This window comes from Thermomonas fusca, from assembly GCF_005862345.1.
Taxonomy (GTDB): domain Bacteria; phylum Pseudomonadota; class Gammaproteobacteria; order Xanthomonadales; family Xanthomonadaceae; genus Thermomonas; species Thermomonas fusca.
The window spans coordinates 612063-632666 of the sequence record NZ_SROY01000001.1; the positions used below are offsets into that span (position 1 = coordinate 612063).

A 20604-nucleotide genomic window follows, 5' to 3' on the forward strand; every position below is an offset into this window, starting at 1 on the left:
TCGGCGCGTGCGCAACGCCGGCCGCGCGGGCGGCTCAGCCCGCCGCCGCGCCCAGCGTCTCGCGCACGGTGGCGTGGAACTGTCGGCGCATGCTCAGCCAGCCGGCCAGCATCGCCGCCGCGGTGCCGGCCAGCGCGCCGATCGCCAGCGTGCTGGCATTCCAGGTGGGCGGCAGGTCCAGCACGCGCTGCGCGAACAGGCTGCCGATGCCGGCCGCAGCGACTGCCGCAATACCGCCGGCAATCGCGCCGATCGCGCCGAACTCCACCAGTTGCGCGGTGCGCAGCTGCGCGCTGCTGGCACCCAGGGTGCGCAGCACGCCCAGTTCGACGATGCGCTCGCGGCGGGTCGCCGCCACCGCCGCCACGAACACCAGGCAGCCGGACAGGAAGGCGAACCAGAACACCACCTGGATGACCAGCGCGGCCTGGTCGCCGATGCGCCGGATCTCGCCGGTGATGGCGTCGATATCGATCACGTTGGCGTTCGGGATCTCGCGCGACAGGGCCGTTGCCAGCGTCGTGTCGCCGGCCGGCACCCGCACCGAGGTGATCCAGGTGGCGGGCAGATCGCGGGCCAGGTCCGGCGAGGCCAGCACGAAGAAGTTGGGGGTGAAGCTCTCCCAGCGCACGTCGCGCAGGCTGGTGATCCGGCCTTCGATGCGCTGGCCGGCGACGTCGAACGCCAGCGTGTCGCCCAGCTGCCAGCGCAACTGCTGGGCGAACTTGGTTTCCACGGAGAATTCGTTGCGCGCGCTGGCCGGGTCCCAGAACCTGCCGGCGTTGAGCTTGTTGCCGGCCGGCAGCGCACTGGCGGTGGACAGGTTGAACTCGCGGTCCATCAACCGCTCGCCTCGGCCCTGCGGCGCGGGCCGGCCGCGCTCGCTGGCGCTGGGCCCGACGTAGCGGGCGCGGATCATCGGCGACAGCCCCACCGAGGGATAGTCCAGCCGCGCCAGCACGGCATTGAAGGTCGCGCGCTGGTCGGGCTGCACGTTGATGACGAAGCGGTTGGGCGCATCGCCGCGCACCGTGGCCTGCCATTGTTCCCACACGTCGGTGCGCACCAGCATCAGCAGCAGCAGCGCCATCAGGCTGGTGCCCAGTGCCACCACCTGGGCGATGGTCAGCCGGCGCCGCCGTGACAGATTCAACAGGGCGTAGCGGACGATCCCGCTGCCGGCGCGCCCGGCGCGCGCCACCAGCGCCGCCAGTGCCCAGCCGGCGACGCCCAGCACCGCGGCGGTGACCAGCAGCCCGCCCAGCAGGATGGCGCCGGTAGTGGCGTTGCCGGCGGCCTGCCAGAACAGCGCCAGCAGGCCGCCCAGCGCCAGCGCGAACAGCAGCAGTGCCGGCGGCGAGGGCGTGCGCAGGTCGCTGCGCAGCACCGCCAGCGCGCTGACCCGGCGCAGCGCCAGCAGAGGAGGCAGGGCGAAGGTGGCGAGGATCCACAGCCCCACCAGCGCGCCTTTGAGTAGCGGCCAGGCGGTGGCCGGCGGCAGCGCGGTGCCCAGCTCGCGCGCGATCCACACGCCCGCCAGCTGTTGCAGCAGCGCCGCCGCCAGCAGCGCCAGCGCGATGGCGACCGCGCCGAGGATCGCCAGCTGGCCGATGTAGAGCCCGACGATGGCGCGCTGGCCGGCGCCGAGCGCGCGCAGGGTAGCGGCGATCGCGCGATGGCGTTCGGCGTGCTGGCGCGCGGCCATGCCGATGGCCACCGCCGCCAGCGCCGCGGTCAGCAGCAGCGATACCGACAGGAAGCGCTGCGCCCTTTCCAGCGCGTTGCGCAGCTGCGGGCTGAGGTCGTCGCCGGTTTCCACCCGCGCGCCGGGGCTGCGGTCGGCCTCGCGCGCTTTCACCCAGGGCGCGATCGCCGCCGGCGGGCCGGCCACCGCCACCCGCCACGAGGCGCGCGCGCCGGGGCCGAGCAGGCCGGCGGCTTCCACCTCGGCCAGCGGCAGGATCGCGCGCGGGCCCAGCTCCACGCCGGCAATCGGACGATCCGGTTCTTCCACCACGATGCCGGTCAGCCGCAGCGGCCGCCCGCCCACTTCGACCAGCGCGCCCGGCTTTGCCTGCAGCCGCGATGCGCCGCTCTCGCTCAGCCACAGCGTGCCGGCTGCCGGTCGCGGCAGCCGCTGCAGGCCGCGTTCGGTGCGCACGCTGTACGGCCCCAGCAGCGGCGCATCGCCGGCCAGCGCCTTCAGCGTGCCCAGCTGCGGCGCGCCGCCGCGCAGGCCGACCATGCTGGCCAATTCCACCGTGCGATAGCTGCGCAGGCCCAGCCGCTGCGCGTCGCGCAGGGCGGCGTCCACCGCGCGGTTGTCGCTGCTGAAGGCGGCATCGCCACCGACCAGGCGGCGGCTCTGCGCGCCGAGCGCGTCGGTGGTGCGCTGGGCGATGCTGCCCACGCCCGCCAGCGCCAGTACCGCCACGAACAGCGCCGCCAGCAGCACCCCGAATTCGCCGTTGCGCCAGCCCGACCAGGCCTGCCGCGCGGCCATCCGCGCCAGCCGGCTCACGGCAGCAGCCGCCCGGCGTCCAGCCGCAGCAGGCGGTCGCAGCGCGCGGCCAGGCGCTCGTCATGGGTGACCACGACCACCGTGGTGGCACGCGCATCGTCCATGCCGAACAGCAGGTCCTCGATCGCCAGCCCGGTCTTGCGGTCCAGGTTGCCGGTGGGTTCGTCCGCGAACAGGATCCGCGGCCGGGTGGCGAAGGCGCGCGCGATCGCCACCCGCTGCTGCTCGCCGCCGGACAGCTGGCGCGGCAGGTGGTGCAGGCGCTGGCCCAGGCCCACTTTTTCCAGCAGCGCGCGCGCCGCCGCGCCGCCGCTCTCGCCGCGCAGTTCCAGCGGCAGCGCCACGTTGTCCAGCGCGCTCATCGCCGGCATCAGCTGGAAGTTCTGGAACACGAAGCCGACCGCGCGCGCGCGCAGCGCGGCGCGGGTGTCCTCGCTGGTGGCGTGGATGGGCGCACCGTCCAGCCACACCTCGCCGCGGCTGGGCAGGTCCAGCCCGGCCAGCAGCGACAGCAGGGTGGTCTTGCCGGAGCCGGACTCGCCGACGATGGCGACGCGCTCGCCGGCGGCGATGTCCAGGTTGATCGCATCGAGGATGGTCAGCGCGCTGTCCGGCAGCGCCACGGTCTTGCCGACGTCGCGCGCACGCAGGCTGCCCGGTCCCGGCGTGCTAGCGTTTGCGGCAACCGGAACGGGAGTGGGCGCGATGGTGTCGGCGGTGCGGGCGTGGGTGCTGGGCGTGTGCGTCATGCTGGCGATGCTAGCCGCATCCGAGGCCGATGCACGTGAGCGGAAAGTACTGGTCATGGGCGACTCATTGTCGGCCGCCTACGGGCTGCGCCCGGAGCAGGGCTGGGTGGCGCTGGCCGATGCGAAGTCGACGCGCTATGCCTTCCGCAACGCCAGCATTTCCGGCGAAACCAGCGCCGGCGGGCGCAGCCGCATCGACGCCGAGCTGGCCCGCGTGCAGCCGGACATCGTCATCATCGAGCTGGGTGCCAATGACGGCCTGCGCGGGCTGCCGCTGGTGCAGATGGGCGCCAATCTCGGCTGGATGATCGGTGCTTCGCGCAAGGCCGGCGCGCAGGTGCTGCTGGTCGGGCTGCAGCTGCCGCCCAACTTCGGTCGCTATGCGGTCGATTTCCAGCGCAGCTACCTGCTGATCAGCCAGCGCCTGGGCACCGGGCTGATCCCGCATTTCCTCGCCCCGCTGGGCACGGAGCGCAAATGGTTCCAGGGCGACAACCTGCACCCGGTGGCCGCCGCGCAGCCGCTGCTGGCGGACCAGGTGCTGGCCGCGCTGGACGAACTGCCGGCGCGCTGAACCTCAGCCCTGCTCGCGCGCGATCGCGCGCCAGCCGATGTCGCTACGGTGGAACTCGTGCACCCAGCGGATCGCATCGACGCCCGCATAGGCATTGCGCTGCGCCTCCGACACGCTCGCGCCCAGCGCGGTCACGCACAGCACCCGGCCCCCGGCGCTGAGCACGTTGCCGTCGGCGTCCAGCGCGGTGCCGGCGTGGAAGACCTTGGCGCTGGCGGGCACGGCCTCCAGCCCTGAAATCACCTCGCCGCTGACCGGGGTGTCCGGGTACGGCTTCGAGGCCATCACCACGCCCAGCGACGGGCGCGGATCCCATTGCGCTTCGATGCCATCGAGCCTGCCGTCGATGGCGGCCTCCACCAGTTCGACCAGGTCCGACTGCAGGCGCAGCATCACCGGCTGGGTTTCGGGGTCGCCGAAGCGGACGTTGAACTCGATGACCTTGGGCGCGCCGCTGGCGTCGATCATCAGCCCGGCATAGAGGAAACCGGTGAAGGGAATGCCGTCCTTGATCATGCCCTGCACGGTGGGATGCACCACCTCGCGCATCACCCGCGCATGCACCTCGGGCGTGACCACCGGTGCGGGCGAGTACGCGCCCATGCCGCCGGTATTGGGGCCGATGTCGCCATCGCCCACGCGTTTGTGGTCCTGCGAGGTCGCCATCGGCAGCGCAGTCGCGCCGTCCACCATCGAGATGAAGCTGGCCTCCTCGCCATCAAGGAACTCCTCGATGACCACGCGCGCGCCGGCGTCGCCGAAGGCGTTGCCGCTGAGCATGTCGCGCACCGCGGCTTCGGCCTCGTCCAGCGACATCGCCACGATCACGCCCTTGCCGGCGGCCAGGCCATCGGCCTTGATGACGATGGGCGCGCCCTTGGCACGCACGTAGGCCAGCGCGGCATCGACCTCGGCGTGCACTTCGTAGAACGCGGTGGGGATGCCGTGGCGGGCGAGGAAGTCCTTGGCGAAAGCCTTGCTGCCCTCCAGCTGCGCGGCGGCGGCGGTGGGTCCGAAAATGCGCAGGGATGCGGCGCGGAAGCGATCCACCACGCCCGCCACCAGCGGCACTTCCGGCCCGACCACGGTCAGCGCCACGGCTTCGTCCTGCGCCAGCGCCAGCAACCCGTCGAGGTCGGTGACCTTGATCGCGACGTTGCGGCACTTCGCCTCGGTCGCGGTGCCGGCGTTGCCCGGCGCGACGATGACTTCGGTGACGCGCGCGGACTGCGCCAGCTTCCACGCCAACGCGTGCTCACGACCGCCGGAGCCGATGACGAGGATCTTCATGCGTATTTACCTGTCAGATGTCGGAGGAACACGGGCACCGGGTTTGCGCAGCAGGCTTCGGGATTGATGCCTGCACCGCAGGCATCAATGCCTGAAATGGCGAACGCCGGTGAACACCATCGCGATGCCGTGCTCATCGGCCGCCGCGATCACTTCCGCGTCGCGCATCGAACCGCCCGGCTGGATCACCGCCTTGATGCCGGCTTCGGCGGCGGCGTCGATGCCGTCGCGGAACGGGAAGAAGGCATCCGACGCCATCACCGAGCCGGGCACGACCAGGCCCGCGTCGGTCGCCTTGATGCCGGCGATGCGCGCCGAATACACGCGGCTCATCTGGCCGGCGCCGACGCCAATCGTGCGGCTGTCCTTCGCGTAGACGATCGCGTTGGACTTGACGAACTTCGCCACCTTCCACGCGAACAGCAGATCATTGAACTGCGCGTCGGTCGGCGCCAGTTGCGACACCACCTTCAGCTCGTCGCGGTTGACCACGCGGTCGTCGGCGGTCTGCATCAGCAGGCCCGAGTTGACCCGCTTGGTGTCGATGAAGTGCTTGGACGGCGGCGCCAGCGGAATGCGCAGCACGCGCACGTTGGCCTTCCTCGATGCATAGGCCAGCGCCTCTTCGTCGTAATCGGGTGCGATCAGCACTTCGACGAACTGGCGATCGAGGATGGTCTTGCAGGTGGCGCCATCGAGCCTGGTATTGAAGGCGAGGATGCCGCCGAAAGCGGACGTCGGGTCGGTGGCGTAGGCGGCTTCATATGCGTCGCCGCAGCCCGCGCCGACGGCCACGCCGCAGGGGTTGGCGTGCTTGACGATCACGCAGGCCGGCGCGTCGAACTGGCGCACGCATTCCCACGCGGCATCGCTGTCGGCGATGTTGTTGTAGCTGAGCTCCTTGCCCTGCAGCTGGGTGAAGGTGGCCAGCGACCCGGGGGCCGGCCACAGGTCGCGGTAGAACGCGGCCTGCTGGTGCGGGTTCTCGCCGTAGCGCAGGTCCATCACCTTGACGAAGTTGCCGTTGGCCTGCGCCGGGAACTGCATCGGTGCACCGTCCTCGCCGAGCGACGACAGGTAGCTGCTGATGCAGGCGTCGTAGATGGCGACGTCGTTGAATGCCGTCACCGCCAGCTGCCAGCGGGTCTTCGCCGAGAGGGCGCCGGCGTTGGCGGCGAGTTCTTCGACCAGGCCGGCGTACTGCGCCGGCGCGGTGGCCACGGCGACGCGGGCGAAATTCTTGGCCGCGCTGCGCAGCATCGCCGGCCCGCCGATGTCGATGTTCTCGATGATGTCTTCGAAGCGGCTGTCCGGATTGGCCGACACCCGCGCGAACGGGTACAGGTTCAGCACCAGCAGGTCGATGGCGCCGATGCCGTGCTGCGCCATCACCGCATCGTCCACCCCGGCGCGCCCCAGCAGGCCGCCGTGCACCTTCGGGTGCAGGGTCTTGACGCGGCCGTCCATCATTTCCGGAAAGCCGGTCACCTCGCTGACGTCCTTCACCGCCAGGCCGGCCTCGCGCAGCGCCCTGGCGGTGCCACCGGTGGACAGCAGTTCGACGCCGTGGGCGGAAAGCGCCGTGGCGAATTCGATCAGGCCGGTCTTGTCGGAAACGGAGAGCAGGGCGCGGCGGACGGTCACCGGCGCGCCGGAAAGGAAGTCGGCGGACATGCGTGGAAGGGGGGCGGTGGGGAAGCGCCGATTATACGGTGCCGGCCCGCCGCGCCCGGCCTGCGCCGGCCTCAGCCCATGCCGTAGTCGCGCAGCTTCTTGCGCAGGGTGGCGCGGTGGATGCCCAGCATCGCCGCGGCGCGGCTCTGGTTGCCGTCGCAGTGGCGCAGCACTTCGGCGAACAGCGGTATCTCCAGCTCCCGCAGGGCGATGCTGTACAGATCGTCCGTGTCGCTGCCGTCAAGGTCGCGCAGGTAGCGGCGCACGGCGTCGGCGACATGCTCACGCAACGGCGCGCGCGGCGCGGCGTCCTGACGGTGTTCGGAAGGCGTCAACTGAGATCCCTTGGGCAGGCCGCCGGCATCGAGCGCGTGGGACGGCGCAGCGAGTCTAGCGCGGCGATTGCGGCGGTGTCAGTGCCCGCGCGCATTCATCGCAGCATTGTTGACCGCCTTCTCGCTTCGCGCGGACTTACTCGAAGCGGAAGTCGAAACCGACCACGCCCGGTGCCGGTTCGACGATGTCGAAGGCGATCTGGCTGGCTTGGCCCGGCGCGATCCGCGCGCTGCGTGCGGTGCCGGCGGGCAGGTAGTCGGCCGGCTGGAAGCGGCGCGTGCCGAGGGTGCGGCCGTTGAGGTCGGACAAGGTCAGCAGCAGTGCCGGCCAAGGCTGCGGCCAGTGCGCATCATTGCGGAAGCTGGCCTGCACGCGCAGTACGCCCGGACGCTCGGGGGGGGCGATCACGTCGCGCGAGAGCAGGGCGAACGCGGCAGGCTCGCGCCATGCCGGCAGCGTGCAGCCCAGCGCGCCGCAGCCGGCTTCCAGCAGTGGCCGCAGCGGTGGGCTGGCGGCCAGGCGTTCGCGCTGCAGCCAGCCGATCTGCGCCAGCAGCAGCAGTGCCAGCGTCGCCAACCCCAGCCATTCGCCGCGCCGGCGGCTGGGCGCGGCGGGATTGGCGAGGACGAAGCTGGGTGCGCGGCTCATCCGGCCACCGCGTGGGCGTTGCGCACGCCGTCGATGCGCACCCAGTCCTCCTCGCGCGCCACCTGCAGGGCATCGAACCACGGCGCGAAGCGCAGCAGCAGTTCGTCTTCCTGCCCGGCCAGGATGCCGGACATGGCGATGCGGCCGCCGGCAGCGGTGCGCGTGGCCAGCGCCTCGGCCAGCGCGTCCAGCGCCGAGGCGAGGATGTTGGCCACCACCACCGGATAGGTCGCGACCGGCTCTTCCGCAGGCAGGAACACGTCGATGGTCACGCCGTTGCGCTGCGCGTTGTCGGTGGTGGCGGTGATCGCCTGCGGGTCGTTGTCCACCCCGACCGCGCGCGCCGCGCCCAGCTTCAGCGCCGCCAGCGCAAGGATGCCGCTGCCGCAGCCGAAGTCGAGCACGGCCTTGCCCTGCAGTTCGCCGGCGGCGGCGAGGCTGTCCAGCCAGCGCAGGCACAGCGCGGTGGTGGGATGGGTGCCGGAGCCGAACGCCAGGCCCGGATCGAGGCGGACGATGGCGGCGTCCGGCGCCTGCGCGTCCTCGGGCAGCGGGTGGTCCCAGGGCACGATCCAGCAGCGTTCGCCGAATCGCATCGGTTGGAACATGTCCAGCCAGGCGCGCTCCCAGTCCTGATCCTCGACCTTCTCGAAGCGTGCGCGGCTCCAGTCCAGCCCCGGATCGAACGCGTCCAGCGCGGCCAGCAGCACCAGCGCGTCGGTTTCATCCGGGAACAGTGCGGTCAGGGTCATCTCGTCCCACAGCGGGATCTCGCCGACGCCGGGCTCGAAGATCGCCTGTTCGTCGGCGGCGTCCAGATGCGCGTCCTGCAGGGTGACTGCCAGCGCCCCCACGTCGTCCAGCGCGCGCTCGACGCGCGGCTGCTGGGCTTCGGTGCAGGGAAGGGTCAGTTGCAGATAAGGCATGGCAAGGATGGCGCGTGGCGGTCGCGCCATTCTCGCAGGTTCATCGTGGGCTGCGCGGGCGCCTCAACCACCCAGCAGGCCTTTCAGCAGGCCCTTCATGTTGGGGCGTTTCTGTGGCGGCGCCTTGCCGCCGTCGCCTTCGTCCTGCTCCTGCGGCATGCCCATCTCGCCGAAGTCCAGGCCCAGCATCGCGGTGGCGGTGGACTTGGCGCGCAGCCGCACGCTCCACTCCGGGTTCCACGGCTGCTTCGGATCGGCCGGCTTGGGCGGGTAGGTGATCCAGTGTTCGGGCCCGTAGGCGGTCATCATCAGCATCGCCGGCACCATCCCGGGTTCGCCGCCGGCGGCGCTGGCGAAGATGCCCTTGGGCACCACGCAGCTGGTGGCCGAGGGCGGCAGCAGGATCTTCTGCTTCAGCCATTTGTCGATGCTGCCGCCGGTCAGGTAGGCGTGCAGCTCGCTGCCGGCGCCGGGCACCTCGGCGCTGCTCCACACGGTCAGGGTGTAGGACCGTTCGCTGGCCATTTCCATGCGCATGCCGGTGATGAAGTAGGCGCGTGCGCGCGCCACCGACGGCCATGCCAGCGCGACCGCGTCGGCCGCCTCGCCCTGCGCGCGCAGCCCCAGTTTCGGCATGAAGTCGGCGGCTTCGTCCACGTTGAACGACATCGACGCCGGGATGCCGCTGCCGGTGATCTGATGGCCGCCGGCCAGCCTTGCACCTGCCGGCACCTGCCGGCCATGCTGCGGATTCGGCCAGTAGACGAAGCCGGGCTTGAGGTCGATGTCGCGGTCCGGGACGTACAGGCCCTTCGAGAAGCTGCCGCTGGACTCCACGCTGACTCCGGTCATGCCTGCGGCGCCCTTCTTCGGATTGATCAGGCCGCCCTTGACCTTGATGCTGGCCAGCTTTGGCTGGCCAGCCCGCACCGCCGCGCCGCAGCCCCAGTATTCGCGGATCTGCAGCTCGACGTCGGGCACCGTGCCGGTTTCGGGTGTGGTTTTGCCATGGCCGTTCGGCTGGAAAGGCAACAGGGTCAGTGATCTGCCCAGGTTCAGCCCGGCTGGCACCAGCTCCTGCGCCTCTACGCCGGGCTTCAGCGTGTTGTGCAGGGCGACATCCAGGTACTGGCCGGTCATGCCGGCGGCGCGGGTGGAAGGGTAGGCCGGTTTGAACGCCTCGCCGCCGCCCATGCGCTTGGCCATGAAGCCGCCAAGTCCGCCCATCATCGCGCCCATGTCCGGCATCCCCGCCATGTTGTGGGTGGCGACGTCGATGTAAAGATTGGTGGGCGGCGTCTTGCCCTGCTGGCTCGCAGCGGGCAACGCCAGCAGCGTGGTGGCGAGGGCGATCAGCGGGGCGGTGCGGCGCATGGTGGACTCCGGAAGCAGCGGTGGCTTCCGGATACAGCGCAAAAAGCCGGCGCAAGCGGACATCGGCCGCCCCGCGCCGGCGCCGTGCGCCCGCTCAGAGCAGCGAGAGCGCCTTTTCCTTGCGCTCGGCCAGGCGCTTTTCCAGGTAATGGATGTTCTGGCCGCCCTGGGTGAAACCGCCGTCGGCGAGGATGCGCTGCTGCAGCGGGATGTTGGTCTTGATCCCGTCCACCACCATTTCGCTCAGCGCCACCCGCATGCGGGCGATCGCCTGCGCGCGGTCGGCGCCGTGGACGATCAGCTTGCCGATCATCGAGTCGTAGTTCGGCGGGACGCGGTAGCCCTCGTAGATGTGCGAATCCACCCGCACGCCGGGGCCGCCCGGGGCATGGAAGTGCTGGATCAGGCCGGGGCAGGGAAAGAAGTTGTCCGGGTCTTCGGCGTTGATGCGGCACTCGATGGCGTGGCCGTTCAGCACCACGTCGCTCTGCTTGATCGACAGCCGGTGGCCGGCGGCGATCAGCAGCTGCTCGCGCACCAGGTCGATGCCGGTGACCAGCTCGGTCACCGGGTGCTCCACCTGGATGCGGGTGTTCATCTCGATGAAGTAGAAGCGGCCGTTCTCGTACAGGAACTCGAAGGTGCCGGCGCCGCGGTAGCCGATGCGCAGGCAGGCTTCCACGCAGACCTTGCCGATCTCCGCGCGCTGCGCGTCGGTGATGCCGGGTGCGGGCGCTTCCTCCACCACTTTCTGGTGGCGGCGCTGCATCGAACAGTCGCGTTCGCCCAGGTGGATGGCGCTGCCCTGGCCGTCGGCCAGCACCTGGATCTCCACGTGGCGCGGGTTCTCGAGGAACTTCTCCATGTAGACCATGTCGTTGCCGAACGCGGCCTTGGCTTCCTGCTTGGTGGTGGCGATGGCATTCACCAGCGCGGCCTCGGTGTGGACCACGCGCATGCCCCGCCCGCCGCCGCCGCCGGCCGCCTTGACGATGACCGGGTAGCCGATCTCCGCTGCGATCTTGACGTTGGTGGCCGCATCGTCGCCCAGTGGGCCGCCGCTGCCGGGCACGCAGGGCACGCCGGCGGCCTTCATCGCGCGGATCGCCTCGACCTTGTCGCCCATCAGGCGGATGGTGTCGGCCTTCGGGCCGATGAAGATGAAGCCGGACTGCTCCACCCGCTCGGCGAAGTCGGCATTCTCGGACAGGAAGCCGTAACCGGGATGGATGGCCTGCGCGTCGGTGACCTCGGCCGCGGCGATGATCGCCGGCATGTTGAGGTAGCTCTCCGCCGACGGCGCCGGGCCGATGCACACGGACTCATCGGCCATGGCCACGTGCTTGAGGTTGCGGTCGACGGTGGAGTGCACCGCGACCGTGCGGATGCCCAGCGCGTGGCAGGCGCGCAGGATGCGCAGCGCGATTTCGCCGCGGTTGGCGATGACGACTTTTTCGAGCATGGTGGCTTATCCGATCACGAACAGCGGCTGGTCGAATTCGACCGGCTGACCGCTCTCGCACTTGATCGCCAGCACGGTGCCGGAAACATCGGCCTCGATCGGGTTGAACATCTTCATCGCCTCGATGATGCCGAGGGTGTCGCCGGCCTTGACCGTCTGGCCGATCGACACGAAGGCCGGCTTGTCCGGCGCCGGGCTGGCGTAGAAGGTGCCCACCATCGGTGCGCGCATCACGTGGCCGGCCGGCAGTTCCGGGTCGGCGGGCTTGGGGCTGCCGCCGGTGGCGGCCTGCACCGGCGAGTTCATCGGCATCGCCGGGGCGGCGGCTGCCATCATCTGGTGCATGACCGGCGCCGGCGCGGCGGCGGCCAACCCGCCCTTCGGCATCCGCGCCAGGCGCACGGACTCCTCGCCTTCCTTGATCTCGATTTCGGCGAGGTTCGATTCTTCCAGCAGGTCGATCAGCTTCTTGATCTTGCGCAGATCCATGACGGGTCCTCTTGCTTGGGTCCGGCGGCGTTGATGCGCGGCGCGGGGGTGGAATGGGGAAAGACGGTGCGCCCGGCTCAGCGGGCCAGCCGCTGCAGCGCGGCGTCCAGGGCATAGCGGTACGAGTCCGCGCCGAAGCCGCAGACCACGCCCACCGCCTTGTCGCTGAAATAGCTGTGCTGGCGGAACGGCTCGCGGGCGTGCGGGTTGGACAGGTGGATCTCGATGAAGGGGATGGCCACCGCGGCCAGCGCATCGCGCAGGGCGACCGAGGTGTGGGTGAAGGCGGCGGGGTTGAGCAGGATGAAGGCGGTGCCATCCAGGCGGGCGGCCTGCACGCGCTCCACCAGCGCGTGCTCGGCATTGGACTGGAATGCCTCCAGGACGTGGCCAGCGGCCTGCGCGCGGGCGCTCAGGTCGGCGTCGATGTCGGCCAGCGTGGTGTGGCCATACACTTCCGGCTCGCGGCTGCCGAGCAGGTTGAGGTTGGGGCCGTGCAGCAGCAGCAGGGTTGCCATCGGTTGGGTCGGGTGCCACGAAAAACAGGCGCGCAGTGTCCCGCGAAAGGTGGATGCTGTCCAGTTCGGCGAACTTTTGCCGGATAACCGGGTTTTAATCGGATGTTGGAGCGGCGACTCTAAATGGCTGAGGCCCGCTTTGCGCCAGCGGCTGCGCCGCGGGCGACGAATGAGGGTCGTCGCCGCGGGAACCTTGCCACGCAGGCCGTGACTACCGGGTGGACGCAGCGCTCGCCCAGTCGGCGATGTCGGCGGCATCCGTGAACGGCCCGATCCGGGTCTTCAGCAGCCGCCCGTCGGCCGACACCAGTATCGAATAGGGCAGCACGCCGGCCGGATTGCCCAGCCGCACGCCGGCATCGGCCGGGCCGGCGGCATCCAGCAGCACCGGGTAGGTGATGCCGTGCTGGCGCAGGAACGCCGCCACTGCGGCGGCATCGTCCAGGGCAATGCCCACCACCTGCACGCCGGCCGCGCCCTGGGCGGTGGCGAATGCCTTTTCAGCATTGGCCGACTGTTGGTCGGCGAATGCCTGCAGGTCCGGCATTTCCTTCAGGCAGGGCGCGCACCAGGTGGCCCACAGGTTGACCAGCACCGGGCGGCCGGCCCAGGCGGCGGGGATGGCGACCGGTTTGCCGTCGAGGTCCGGCAGGGTCATGGCCGGCACGATGCCGCCTTTTTCGGCGATGGCGATGCCGGCGGGCGGCGCCGGCGCGCGCGCCTTCAGCGAGGCATCCAGCATCTGCTGGCCGACCTCGGTGCCGGCCAGCCGGTAGGCGATGGTGGGCTCGAACAGCAGGCTGGCGCCGGCGCCGGCGATCGCCGCCAGCAGCGCCACCACCAGCACCGCGCGGTTGGAAGGCATCAGCGCGCGGCCTCGCGCAGCGCGTCTTCCACCATCCCGGCGGTCAGCAGGGTGGGCAGGATGCGGCCTTCGCCGCCGCCGCGCGGGTAGATCACGTACAGCGGCACGCCCACCGCGCGGTGACGCTGCAGATAGGCGGTGATGGCGGGATCCACGTCGGTGTAGTCGCCAACCATGTAGACCGCGTTGGCGGCTTCCAGCGCGACGCGGAAGCGTTCGCGGGCGAATACGGTCTTCTCGTTGGCCTTGCAGGTCACGCACCAATCGGCGGTCATGTTGACGAACACCGGCCGGTCCTGCGCGCGCAGGTCGGCCAGCGCCTGTTCCGACCAGGCCACGCTGGCGATGCCGGCCGGCGCGGAGACGGCATTCGCCTGCGGGCGCGGCAGCGCGTGCAGCCGGGCCAGCGGCCAGCCGACCGCAAGCAGCGCAAGCAGCGCCAGCGCCTGCCAGCCGCGTGCACCACCGTTGCGCGCGCGCATCCATGCCCAGGCGGCCAGCGCCAGCAGGATGGCGGCGGCCAGCCACAGGCCGGCGGCATCGGCCCCGCGCAGCTTGGCCAGCACCCACACCAGCCAAGCCGCGGTGGCGTACAGCGGGAACGCCAGCAGCTGCTTGAGGGTCTCCATCCACGCGCCCGGCTTCGGCAGCAGGCGGGCGAAGGCCGGCACGAAGCCGATCAGCAGGAACGGCAGCGCCAGCCCCAGTCCCAGCATCAGGAACACCAGCAGCGCGCCGGCGGTCGGGCCGGTGAAGGCATAGGCCAGCGCCGCACCCATGAACGGCGCGGTGCAGGGGGTGGCCAGCACCACCGCCAGCACGCCGGTGAAGAAGTCGGCGCGCACGCCGTTGCCCTGCAGCAGTGCGCCGGTGCGCTGGCCCAGGCCGACATTGGCCTGCCACAGCCCGGAAAGCGACAGCCCCAGCGCGAACATCACCAGTGCCAGCCCGGCCAGCACCAGCGGCTGCTGCAGCTGGAAGCCCCAGCCCAGCGCCAGCCCGGCGTGGCGCAGCGCCAGCACCAGCGCGCCCAGCGCCAGCATCGAGGCCAGCACGCCGGCGGTATAGGCCAGCGCATGCCGACGCGCCTCGCCCCGGCCGGCGCCGCTCTGCGCCAGCGACAGCGCCTTCAGCGACAGCACCGGCAGCACGCAGGGCATCAGGTTGAGGATCAGTCCGCCGCCCAGCGCCAGCAGCAGCGCCGCCAGCAGGCCCGGGGTCCTGCGCTGCGGCGGGGGTTCGCGCGCGGGCTGGGGTGTGCCGTCGACGACGGTGGTGCCGCTGGTTGCTTCCACGGCAGCCGTGGTGGCAAGGGCAGTGCCGGCCGTGGTCGCTGCCGACAGCGGTGCGTCGGCCGGTGCCGCGCCCTGCACAGGCAACGGCCCGGCAGGGCCGCTGCTGCCGGATACAGTGTTGTCGGTGACGGTCGCCAGCGTCCCCGCCGGCAGCGAGAACGCCAGCCGCCGCGTCATCGGCGGATAGCAGATGCCGTTGTCCTGGCAACCCTGCAGGCCCAGCACCAGGGTGCCGCCGGCGGCGCGGGTGGTGCTGCGCGCCACCGGCAGGGCGATCTCGACCTGGTCGAAATACACCGCCACATCGCCGAAGTGCTCGTCGCGATAGGGTGTGGCGGCGGGCAGCTTCGCCGGTGGCGGCAGCTTCACCGACAGGCCGCTGGCGCCTTCCAGCTGCACCGACAGCTTGTCGCGGTACAGGTAATAGCCGCGCGCCGGGGTCAGCCGCAGCAGCAGGGTGTCGCCGTCCAGCGCGATCAATTCGCTGCCGAAGGCCTGCGCGGCGGGCAGCGGCGCGGCGTCCACCGCGGCGCCGCGGTTGCCGAGGCCGAACAGCCCGCCGCCGGATTTGCGGCCGGGCAGGAAGTCATCGCCCGCATCGGCCTGCGGCAGCGCCACGGTCAGGGTGCGGGTCTGCGGCGGATAGCAGATGCCGGCATCGGCGCAGCCCTGGTACTTCACCGTCAGCGCGACGCCGGTCGCGGAGGCCGCCGGAACCCCGGTCACGACCCCCACCAGCTGTGTGCGGTAGGTTTCGACGTCGCCGAAGAACTCGTCGCGATGCTTGTTGCCGTCGGGCAGGGCCAGCCGCGGCTCGGCGAAGCCGGCGCCGGCCTTGACCGAGGTGCGGTGCCGATACAGGTAATAGCCGTCGGCAATCTTCCAGCGCACCTCGATGCGGTTGCGCGCGGTGGCCTGCGCCGACAGCACGAACACTTCGTCCACCGGCGGCAGTTCGAAGTCGGCGGCGATGGCCGGGGTGGCGGCCAGCAGGCTCGCGATCAGGGCCGGCGCGGCCAGCCAGCGGCGCAGGCGAAGGGTGAATCCGGTCATCGGGTCATTCTACTGGACGGGTCGATTCGACCACCCACTGCAGGTACGCGGGCAGGCCGGCGGCGGATTCGACCGCCAGCAGCTCCGGCAGTTCATACGGGTGCAGCTGCGGCAGTCGCGCCTGCAAGGCCGGGTAGCGCGCCCGCGTCGTCTTGATCAGCAGCAGCACTTCGGCATCGCGCTGCAGCTTTCCCCGCCAGCGGTACACCGACTGCAGCCCCGGCAGCAGGTTCACGCAGGCGGCCAGCCGCTCCTCCACCAGCGCCTCGGCGATGCGCCCGGCGGTGGTGGTATCGGGACAGCTGCAGAAGCAGATCAGGACGTCCATGCCGACAGGGTAGCCGGCGACGGTTGGCCACGGGCCCTTGAAACCCGTCCGCAGCGCCCCATCTCCCTGCCATCCCGGTCCCGGGATGTTTTCGTCCCAGGCGTTGGCAGTCGCCGAGTGCGACTGCTAAAATTTCCGGGTTTTCCCCGTTCAATCAATCATTTGCAGAGGTTGCACATGTCCAGCATCAAGCCGCTGTACGACCGCGTGGTCATCAAGCGCATGGAAGAAGAGAAGCTGTCCGCGGGCGGTATCGTGATCCCCGACAGCGCCACCGAGAAGCCCATCAAGGGCGAAGTGGTCGCCGTGGGCACCGGCAAGGTGCTGGACAACGGCCAGGTCCGCGCCCCGCAGGTGAAGGTGGGCGACAAGGTCCTGTTCGGCAAGTACAGCGGCACCGAGGTGAAGCTGGACGGCGCCGAGCTGCTGGTGGTGAAGGAAGACGACCTGTTCGCGATCCTCGGCTGATCGCGCTTCGCTTTCCTCTTCAATTCCAATCGAATAATTACTGAGGTAACTCGCAATGGCTGCCAAAGACATCCGTTTCGGCGAAGACGCGCGCGTGCGCATGGTGCGCGGCGTCAACGTGCTCGCCAATGCCGTGAAGGCCACCCTCGGCCCGAAGGGCCGCAACGTCGTGCTGCAGAAGAGCTTCGGCGCGCCCACCATCACCAAGGACGGCGTCTCCGTCGCCAAGGAAATCGAACTGGCCGACGCGTTCGAGAACATGGGCGCGCAGATGGTGAAGGAAGTCGCGTCCAAGACTTCCGACAACGCCGGTGACGGCACCACCACCGCCACCGTGCTGGCGCAGGCGTTCATCCGCGAGGGCATGAAGGCGGTCGCCGCCGGCATGAACCCGATGGATCTCAAGCGCGGCATCGACAAGGCGGTGACCGCCGCCGTGGCCGAGCTGAAGACCATCAGCAAGCCGTCCTCGACCAACAAGGAAATCGCCCAGGTCGGCACGATCTCCGCGAACAGCGACGCCAACATCGGCGACCTGATCGCGCAGGCGATGGACAAGGTCGGCAAGGAAGGCGTGATCACCGTCGAAGACGGCTCGGGCCTGGAGAACGAACTCGACGTGGTCGAGGGCATGCAGTTCGACCGCGGCTACCTGTCGCCCTACTTCGTCAACAACCAGCAGTCGATGCAGGCCGAGCTGGACGACCCGTTCATCCTGCTGCACGACAAGAAGATCGCCAACGTGCGCGACCTGCTGCCGGTGCTGGAAGGCGTGGCGAAAGCCGGCAAGCCGCTGCTGATCGTGGCGGAAGAAGTCGAAGGCGAAGCGCTGGCGACGCTGGTGGTCAACACCATCCGCGGCATCGTCAAGGTCTGCGCGGTCAAGGCGCCGGGCTTCGGTGATCGTCGCAAGGCGATGCTGGAAGACATGGCCATCCTGACCGGCGGCACCGTGATCTCCGAGGAAGTGGGCCTGTCGCTGGAGAAGGCCACCATCAAGGATCTGGGTCGCGCCAAGAAGATCCAGGTGTCGAAGGAAAACACCACCATCATCGACGGCGCCGGCGAAGCCGACGGCATCCAGGCCCGCATCAAGCAGATCAAGGCGCAGATCGAGGAAACCTCCTCGGACTACGACCGCGAGAAGCTGCAGGAGCGCGTGGCCAAGCTGGCCGGCGGCGTGGCCGTCATCAAGGTTGGTGCCGCCACCGAAGTCGAGATGAAGGAAAAGAAGGCGCGCGTCGAAGACGCCCTGCACGCCACCCGCGCTGCGGTCGAGGAAGGCATCGTCCCCGGCGGCGGCGTCGCCCTGATCCGTGCCAAGGCCGCGATTGCCGGCCTGAAGGGCATCAACGAAGACCAGGACCACGGCATCCAGATCGCCCTGCGCGCGATGGAAGCGCCGCTGCGCGAGATCGTCACCAATGCCGGCGACGAGCCGAGCGTGGTGCTGAACCGCGTCGCCGAAGGCAAGGGCGCGTTCGGCTACAACGCCGCCAACGGCGAGTTCGGCGACATGATCGAGTTCGGCATCCTGGACCCGACCAAGGTCACCCGCACCGCGCTGCAGAACGCGGCCTCCATCGCCGGCCTGATGATCACCACCGAGGCGATGGTGGCGGAGCTGCCGAAGAAGGACGAGCCGGCGATGCCGGGCGGCGGCATGGGCGGCATGGGCGGCATGGATTTCTAAATCCTGCGCGCATCGCGTCACGCTTGACCATGGAGCCCGGCCTTGTGCCGGGCTTCGTGTTTGTGGGGGCGCGACGTGGCAATTGCCTGTCTTCGTCGCCGCGATTGCCGCGCCGCCTATCGGTGGCTTGCCTGAAAGGGCGATTTGATTTCCTATACTCGGACGCGTGCCCCCGCACGAAGGATCCGAAATGCCCCGATACCTTGTTGCCGCCGGCGGCCTTGCGCTGCTTCTGGCTGCCTGCACCCCCTCAGGACTGTCCATGAACCACACATCCGAAGCTACCCCGGTTGCGAAGAAGTTCAAGCACAACCCGGCGCCACGACAGGCCTACCGCATCACCATGACCATCGAGAATGCGCCGGGGCCGTTCGCGCAAATGGTGGGCCTGGCGCAATACGACGTGGTCAACACCGAATGCCTGCGTCCGCCCAAGGACAACCCCGGCGGTTACAGCTCCCCGGTGCCAACCGAAGACGTGGAGCTTCCCTTGCTCAAGGTGGGCGAAAACCGGTTCGAAACCATGGTCTACGCGGACCAGATGCTGGACGAGGACTACGCCGGTCGCGGCCTTTGTCGCTGGGAGCTGATCCAGATGCGGGTGCGGATGAAAGTGACCGGCGCTGCGGATGAAACTATTTTCACGCCATCCATCCCCGCGCAAAAGATTCTGGAACAGTCTTCGGAGGTCGTGCATTTCCGGAAATCAGCGTATGGCGACAAAGACGGTTTCCCATACTTCGGCCAGCCCGATCGTTCCAGGTTCGGCCCATCGGTCCAAGACATCGACCTCTTCACTATCACCTTCAATCCGGTGAAGGGTTGACCTATGCCGATCAGCAGCCAACAACATGCCAATCTGGCTGATCACACGTACGGTCGCAACCTCGATGGTTCGCCCGTTGCCCTCAACAGCCTGATTGATAAGAAGGTCGACATCGAGGGCACGCGTTTCAAGATCGTCGCGCATGCCGATAGACCTTCCGGATATCAAGGCACCATCTATCAGCGTGTGGATACCGGTGAGCTGGTCGTCTCGCATCGCGGTACGGAATTTGGTCGCGAACCATTGAGGGACGGATTATTGGCCGATGGTGGGATGGTGGTGGGGCGTACAAACAGCCAGGCACAGGACGCCATACAGTTCACGCGTGAGGCCCTGCAGATCGCGAAGCGGTACGGTGCACGCGAAGGAGTGCCGGCGCCCGAAGTAACCGTCACCGGCCATTCCCTCGGCGGCACGCTGGCGCAGATCAGTGCCCATCATTTTGGACTGAAGGGCGAAGCCTTCAATCCCTACGGCGCAGCCAGCCTCAACTACCGTATCCCGGAAGGCCCGCAGACTCCACCCTTTGTCAACCATGTGATGGCTGCGGACGTGGTCAGCGCCGCGGCGCCGCACTACGGCGAAGTCCGCGTGTATGCCGCACGCGGTGAAGTGCATCAGTTACGGGGTTCGGGCTACAACAACATTCCGGTCATCGGCGGCCTGCAGCCCAACACGGTGATTGGTGCGTCGGTCAATGGCTCGCACATGATGCACAACTTCACCAACAGGAACGGCGATGGTCTCCAGGACGTTTCCATCCTGTCCCAGCCCGAAGCACGTACGCTGGCGCGGGACAACCACCTGATGATCTCGCGATACCGTGACGACGTAGGGACGCTACGGAACACAGTCACCGTCGGCGGACAGGTACTGGACGTGCTGAGCGGCGGTCCGTTCCTCGGTCCTGCACGCGCCTTGGACAAGATCCGCAACAGCATGCAGCCTGATCTTCCCCCTGGGGAGCCCGCGCGACTGGAAGAGCAGCGGCGCAAGACCTCGCAGTTGGACGACATGCGGGATCCTGCGCATCCGGCGAACGGACGCTACCAACAGGCCTATGCCGGCGTATGCGACGTGGACCGCGCGTTGGGCCGCACGCCGGATGCCCACAGCGAGCGCACCGCCGCGGCGCTGGCGGCTTCGTGCGCCCATCTGCGGTCGCTGGATCAGGTATTGCTCAGCGATGACGGCAGCCGCATTTTCGGGCGCGAGGCAGCGCGCGGCAACGGGCTGCAGCAGATGGGGTACGTGGACACCGCTGTAGCCGTGCAGCAGCCAGTGGAGGCGAGTACGCGGCAATGGGCGGAGAACACCCAGCAAGTGCAGGCCTATCAGACGGTGGTGGCGCAGCAGCAACAACAGGCCCAGCGCGAGCAGACGGTGCAGCAGGAAGCGATGGTGCGCGCCTGACAACCGCCGTGCGCCTGTAGCACGGGCCCGGACGCCGGCAAACGCCTCTAAGAGGCGCCGCCATAGCGCGTTCGCCGGCGTTCTTGGCTCCACTGCCTGGAT

At 69.4% G+C, this 20604-nt stretch carries 19 protein-coding genes; 5 read left to right on the forward strand and 14 right to left on the reverse strand.

Annotated elements, in window-relative coordinates; all coding sequences use genetic code 11:
• Window positions 1-34: 34 nt before the first annotated feature.
• Window positions 35-2521, reverse strand: a complete 2487-nt coding sequence (locus E5S66_RS02845) for an ABC transporter permease (protein ID WP_138347304.1) — start codon at window positions 2519-2521, stop codon at window positions 35-37.
• On the reverse strand, window positions 2518-3270 hold the full coding sequence (locus E5S66_RS02850) for an ABC transporter ATP-binding protein (protein WP_138347306.1): 753 nt from the start codon (window positions 3268-3270) through the stop codon (window positions 2518-2520). The genes E5S66_RS02845 and E5S66_RS02850 overlap by 4 nt, the downstream gene beginning before the upstream one ends.
• Before the next feature lie 55 nt (window positions 3271-3325).
• On the opposite strand from E5S66_RS02850, the gene E5S66_RS02855 reads away from it, so the two are divergent.
• Window positions 3326-3844 carry an arylesterase gene (locus E5S66_RS02855; protein WP_212745310.1) on the forward strand — a complete coding sequence of 173 codons (519 nt, stop codon included), beginning with the start codon at window positions 3326-3328 and terminating at the stop codon, window positions 3842-3844.
• Window positions 3845-3847: 3 nt separating this feature from the next.
• On the opposite strand, the gene purD is transcribed toward E5S66_RS02855, so the two are convergent.
• The 12 genes from purD to cutA all read right to left on the reverse strand — a co-directional run bounded on the left by purD (window position 3848) and on the right by cutA (window position 16102).
• The gene (gene purD, locus E5S66_RS02860) at window positions 3848-5134 is read right to left on the reverse strand and encodes a phosphoribosylamine--glycine ligase (protein WP_138347310.1); all 1287 of its coding nucleotides are present in this window, start codon (window positions 5132-5134) and stop codon (window positions 3848-3850) included.
• Between the two features lie 84 nt (window positions 5135-5218).
• Entirely contained in the window at window positions 5219-6808 is a 1590-nt protein-coding gene (gene purH / locus E5S66_RS02865) for a bifunctional phosphoribosylaminoimidazolecarboxamide formyltransferase/IMP cyclohydrolase (RefSeq protein WP_138347312.1), read from the reverse strand.
• Window positions 6809-6879: 71 nt separating this feature from the next.
• The gene (fis, locus tag E5S66_RS02870; RefSeq protein WP_028839173.1) at window positions 6880-7143 is read right to left on the reverse strand and encodes a DNA-binding transcriptional regulator Fis; all 264 of its coding nucleotides are present in this window, start codon (window positions 7141-7143) and stop codon (window positions 6880-6882) included.
• 136 nt (window positions 7144-7279) lie between these two features.
• A complete protein-coding gene (locus E5S66_RS02875; protein WP_138347314.1) occupies window positions 7280-7792 on the reverse strand; it encodes a DUF3426 domain-containing protein in 513 nt (170 codons plus the stop codon).
• On the reverse strand, window positions 7789-8718 hold the full coding sequence (gene prmA / locus E5S66_RS02880; RefSeq protein WP_138347316.1) for a 50S ribosomal protein L11 methyltransferase: 930 nt from the start codon (window positions 8716-8718) through the stop codon (window positions 7789-7791). Before prmA ends, E5S66_RS02875 begins: the two co-directional genes overlap by 4 nt.
• 63 nt (window positions 8719-8781) lie before the next feature.
• A complete protein-coding gene (locus tag E5S66_RS02885) occupies window positions 8782-10092 on the reverse strand; it encodes a hypothetical protein (RefSeq protein WP_138347317.1) in 1311 nt (436 codons plus the stop codon).
• 94 nt (window positions 10093-10186) lie between these two features.
• A complete protein-coding gene (accC, locus tag E5S66_RS02890) occupies window positions 10187-11554 on the reverse strand; it encodes an acetyl-CoA carboxylase biotin carboxylase subunit (RefSeq protein ID WP_138347319.1) in 1368 nt (455 codons plus the stop codon).
• Between the two features lie 6 nt (window positions 11555-11560).
• Window positions 11561-12043: an acetyl-CoA carboxylase biotin carboxyl carrier protein gene (accB, locus tag E5S66_RS02895; protein ID WP_138347321.1), complete on the reverse strand. Its 483-nt coding sequence runs from the start codon at window positions 12041-12043 to the stop codon at window positions 11561-11563.
• Window positions 12044-12120: 77 nt separating this feature from the next.
• Entirely contained in the window at window positions 12121-12561 is a 441-nt protein-coding gene (gene aroQ / locus E5S66_RS02900; RefSeq protein ID WP_138347323.1) for a type II 3-dehydroquinate dehydratase, read from the reverse strand.
• 211 nt (window positions 12562-12772) lie between these two features.
• The gene (locus tag E5S66_RS02905) at window positions 12773-13426 is read right to left on the reverse strand and encodes a TlpA family protein disulfide reductase (protein ID WP_246037112.1); all 654 of its coding nucleotides are present in this window, start codon (window positions 13424-13426) and stop codon (window positions 12773-12775) included.
• Complete coding sequence (locus tag E5S66_RS02910) at window positions 13426-15774, reverse strand: protein-disulfide reductase DsbD family protein (RefSeq protein WP_138347325.1); 2349 nt, start codon at window positions 15772-15774, stop codon at window positions 13426-13428. The genes E5S66_RS02905 and E5S66_RS02910 overlap by 1 nt, the downstream gene beginning before the upstream one ends.
• A gap of 4 nt (window positions 15775-15778) precedes the next feature.
• Window positions 15779-16102, reverse strand: coding sequence for a divalent-cation tolerance protein CutA (cutA, locus tag E5S66_RS02915; protein WP_138347327.1), 324 nt, complete (start codon window positions 16100-16102; stop codon window positions 15779-15781).
• A 177-nt stretch (window positions 16103-16279) separates the two neighbouring features.
• Here cutA and groES point away from each other — a divergent pair, with 177 nt between their 5' ends.
• The 4 genes from groES (at window position 16280) to E5S66_RS02935 (ending at window position 20502) form a co-directional block, all read left to right on the forward strand.
• Window positions 16280-16570, forward strand: a complete 291-nt coding sequence (groES, locus tag E5S66_RS02920) for a co-chaperone GroES (RefSeq protein WP_028839180.1) — start codon at window positions 16280-16282, stop codon at window positions 16568-16570.
• Between the two features lie 55 nt (window positions 16571-16625).
• The gene (gene groL / locus E5S66_RS02925) at window positions 16626-18263 is read left to right on the forward strand and encodes a chaperonin GroEL (protein WP_138347329.1); all 1638 of its coding nucleotides are present in this window, start codon (window positions 16626-16628) and stop codon (window positions 18261-18263) included.
• Window positions 18264-18525: 262 nt separating this feature from the next.
• Complete coding sequence (locus E5S66_RS02930) at window positions 18526-19089, forward strand: hypothetical protein (protein WP_138347331.1); 564 nt, start codon at window positions 18526-18528, stop codon at window positions 19087-19089.
• 3 nt (window positions 19090-19092) lie between these two features.
• A complete protein-coding gene (locus E5S66_RS02935; protein WP_138347333.1) occupies window positions 19093-20502 on the forward strand; it encodes an XVIPCD domain-containing protein in 1410 nt (469 codons plus the stop codon).
• The last annotated feature ends 102 nt before the right edge of the window (window positions 20503-20604 follow it).

Excerpts from the sequence above, each read along its gene's own strand:
- E5S66_RS02850 (WP_138347306.1), bottom strand. The coding sequence starts at position 3,270 with ATGACGCACACGCCCAGCACCCACGCCCGCACCGCCGACACCATCGCG.
- E5S66_RS02855 (WP_212745310.1), top strand. The coding sequence starts at position 3,326 with ATGGGCGACTCATTGTCGGCCGCCTACGGGCTGCGCCCGGAGCAGGGC.
- purD (WP_138347310.1), bottom strand. The coding sequence starts at position 5,134 with ATGAAGATCCTCGTCATCGGCTCCGGCGGTCGTGAGCACGCGTTGGCG.
- purH (WP_138347312.1), bottom strand. The coding sequence starts at position 6,808 with ATGTCCGCCGACTTCCTTTCCGGCGCGCCGGTGACCGTCCGCCGCGCC.
- E5S66_RS02875 (WP_138347314.1), bottom strand. The coding sequence starts at position 7,792 with ATGAGCCGCGCACCCAGCTTCGTCCTCGCCAATCCCGCCGCGCCCAGC.
- prmA (WP_138347316.1), bottom strand. The coding sequence starts at position 8,718 with ATGCCTTATCTGCAACTGACCCTTCCCTGCACCGAAGCCCAGCAGCCG.
- E5S66_RS02885 (WP_138347317.1), bottom strand. The coding sequence starts at position 10,092 with ATGCGCCGCACCGCCCCGCTGATCGCCCTCGCCACCACGCTGCTGGCG.
- accC (WP_138347319.1), bottom strand. The coding sequence starts at position 11,554 with ATGCTCGAAAAAGTCGTCATCGCCAACCGCGGCGAAATCGCGCTGCGC.
- accB (WP_138347321.1), bottom strand. The coding sequence starts at position 12,043 with ATGGATCTGCGCAAGATCAAGAAGCTGATCGACCTGCTGGAAGAATCG.
- aroQ (WP_138347323.1), bottom strand. The coding sequence starts at position 12,561 with ATGGCAACCCTGCTGCTGCTGCACGGCCCCAACCTCAACCTGCTCGGC.
- E5S66_RS02905 (WP_246037112.1), bottom strand. The coding sequence starts at position 13,426 with ATGCCTTCCAACCGCGCGGTGCTGGTGGTGGCGCTGCTGGCGGCGATC.
- E5S66_RS02910 (WP_138347325.1), bottom strand. The coding sequence starts at position 15,774 with ATGACCGGATTCACCCTTCGCCTGCGCCGCTGGCTGGCCGCGCCGGCC.
- cutA (WP_138347327.1), bottom strand. The coding sequence starts at position 16,102 with ATGGACGTCCTGATCTGCTTCTGCAGCTGTCCCGATACCACCACCGCC.
- groES (WP_028839180.1), top strand. The coding sequence starts at position 16,280 with ATGTCCAGCATCAAGCCGCTGTACGACCGCGTGGTCATCAAGCGCATG.
- groL (WP_138347329.1), top strand. The coding sequence starts at position 16,626 with ATGGCTGCCAAAGACATCCGTTTCGGCGAAGACGCGCGCGTGCGCATG.
- E5S66_RS02930 (WP_138347331.1), top strand. The coding sequence starts at position 18,526 with ATGAACCACACATCCGAAGCTACCCCGGTTGCGAAGAAGTTCAAGCAC.
- E5S66_RS02935 (WP_138347333.1), top strand. The coding sequence starts at position 19,093 with ATGCCGATCAGCAGCCAACAACATGCCAATCTGGCTGATCACACGTAC.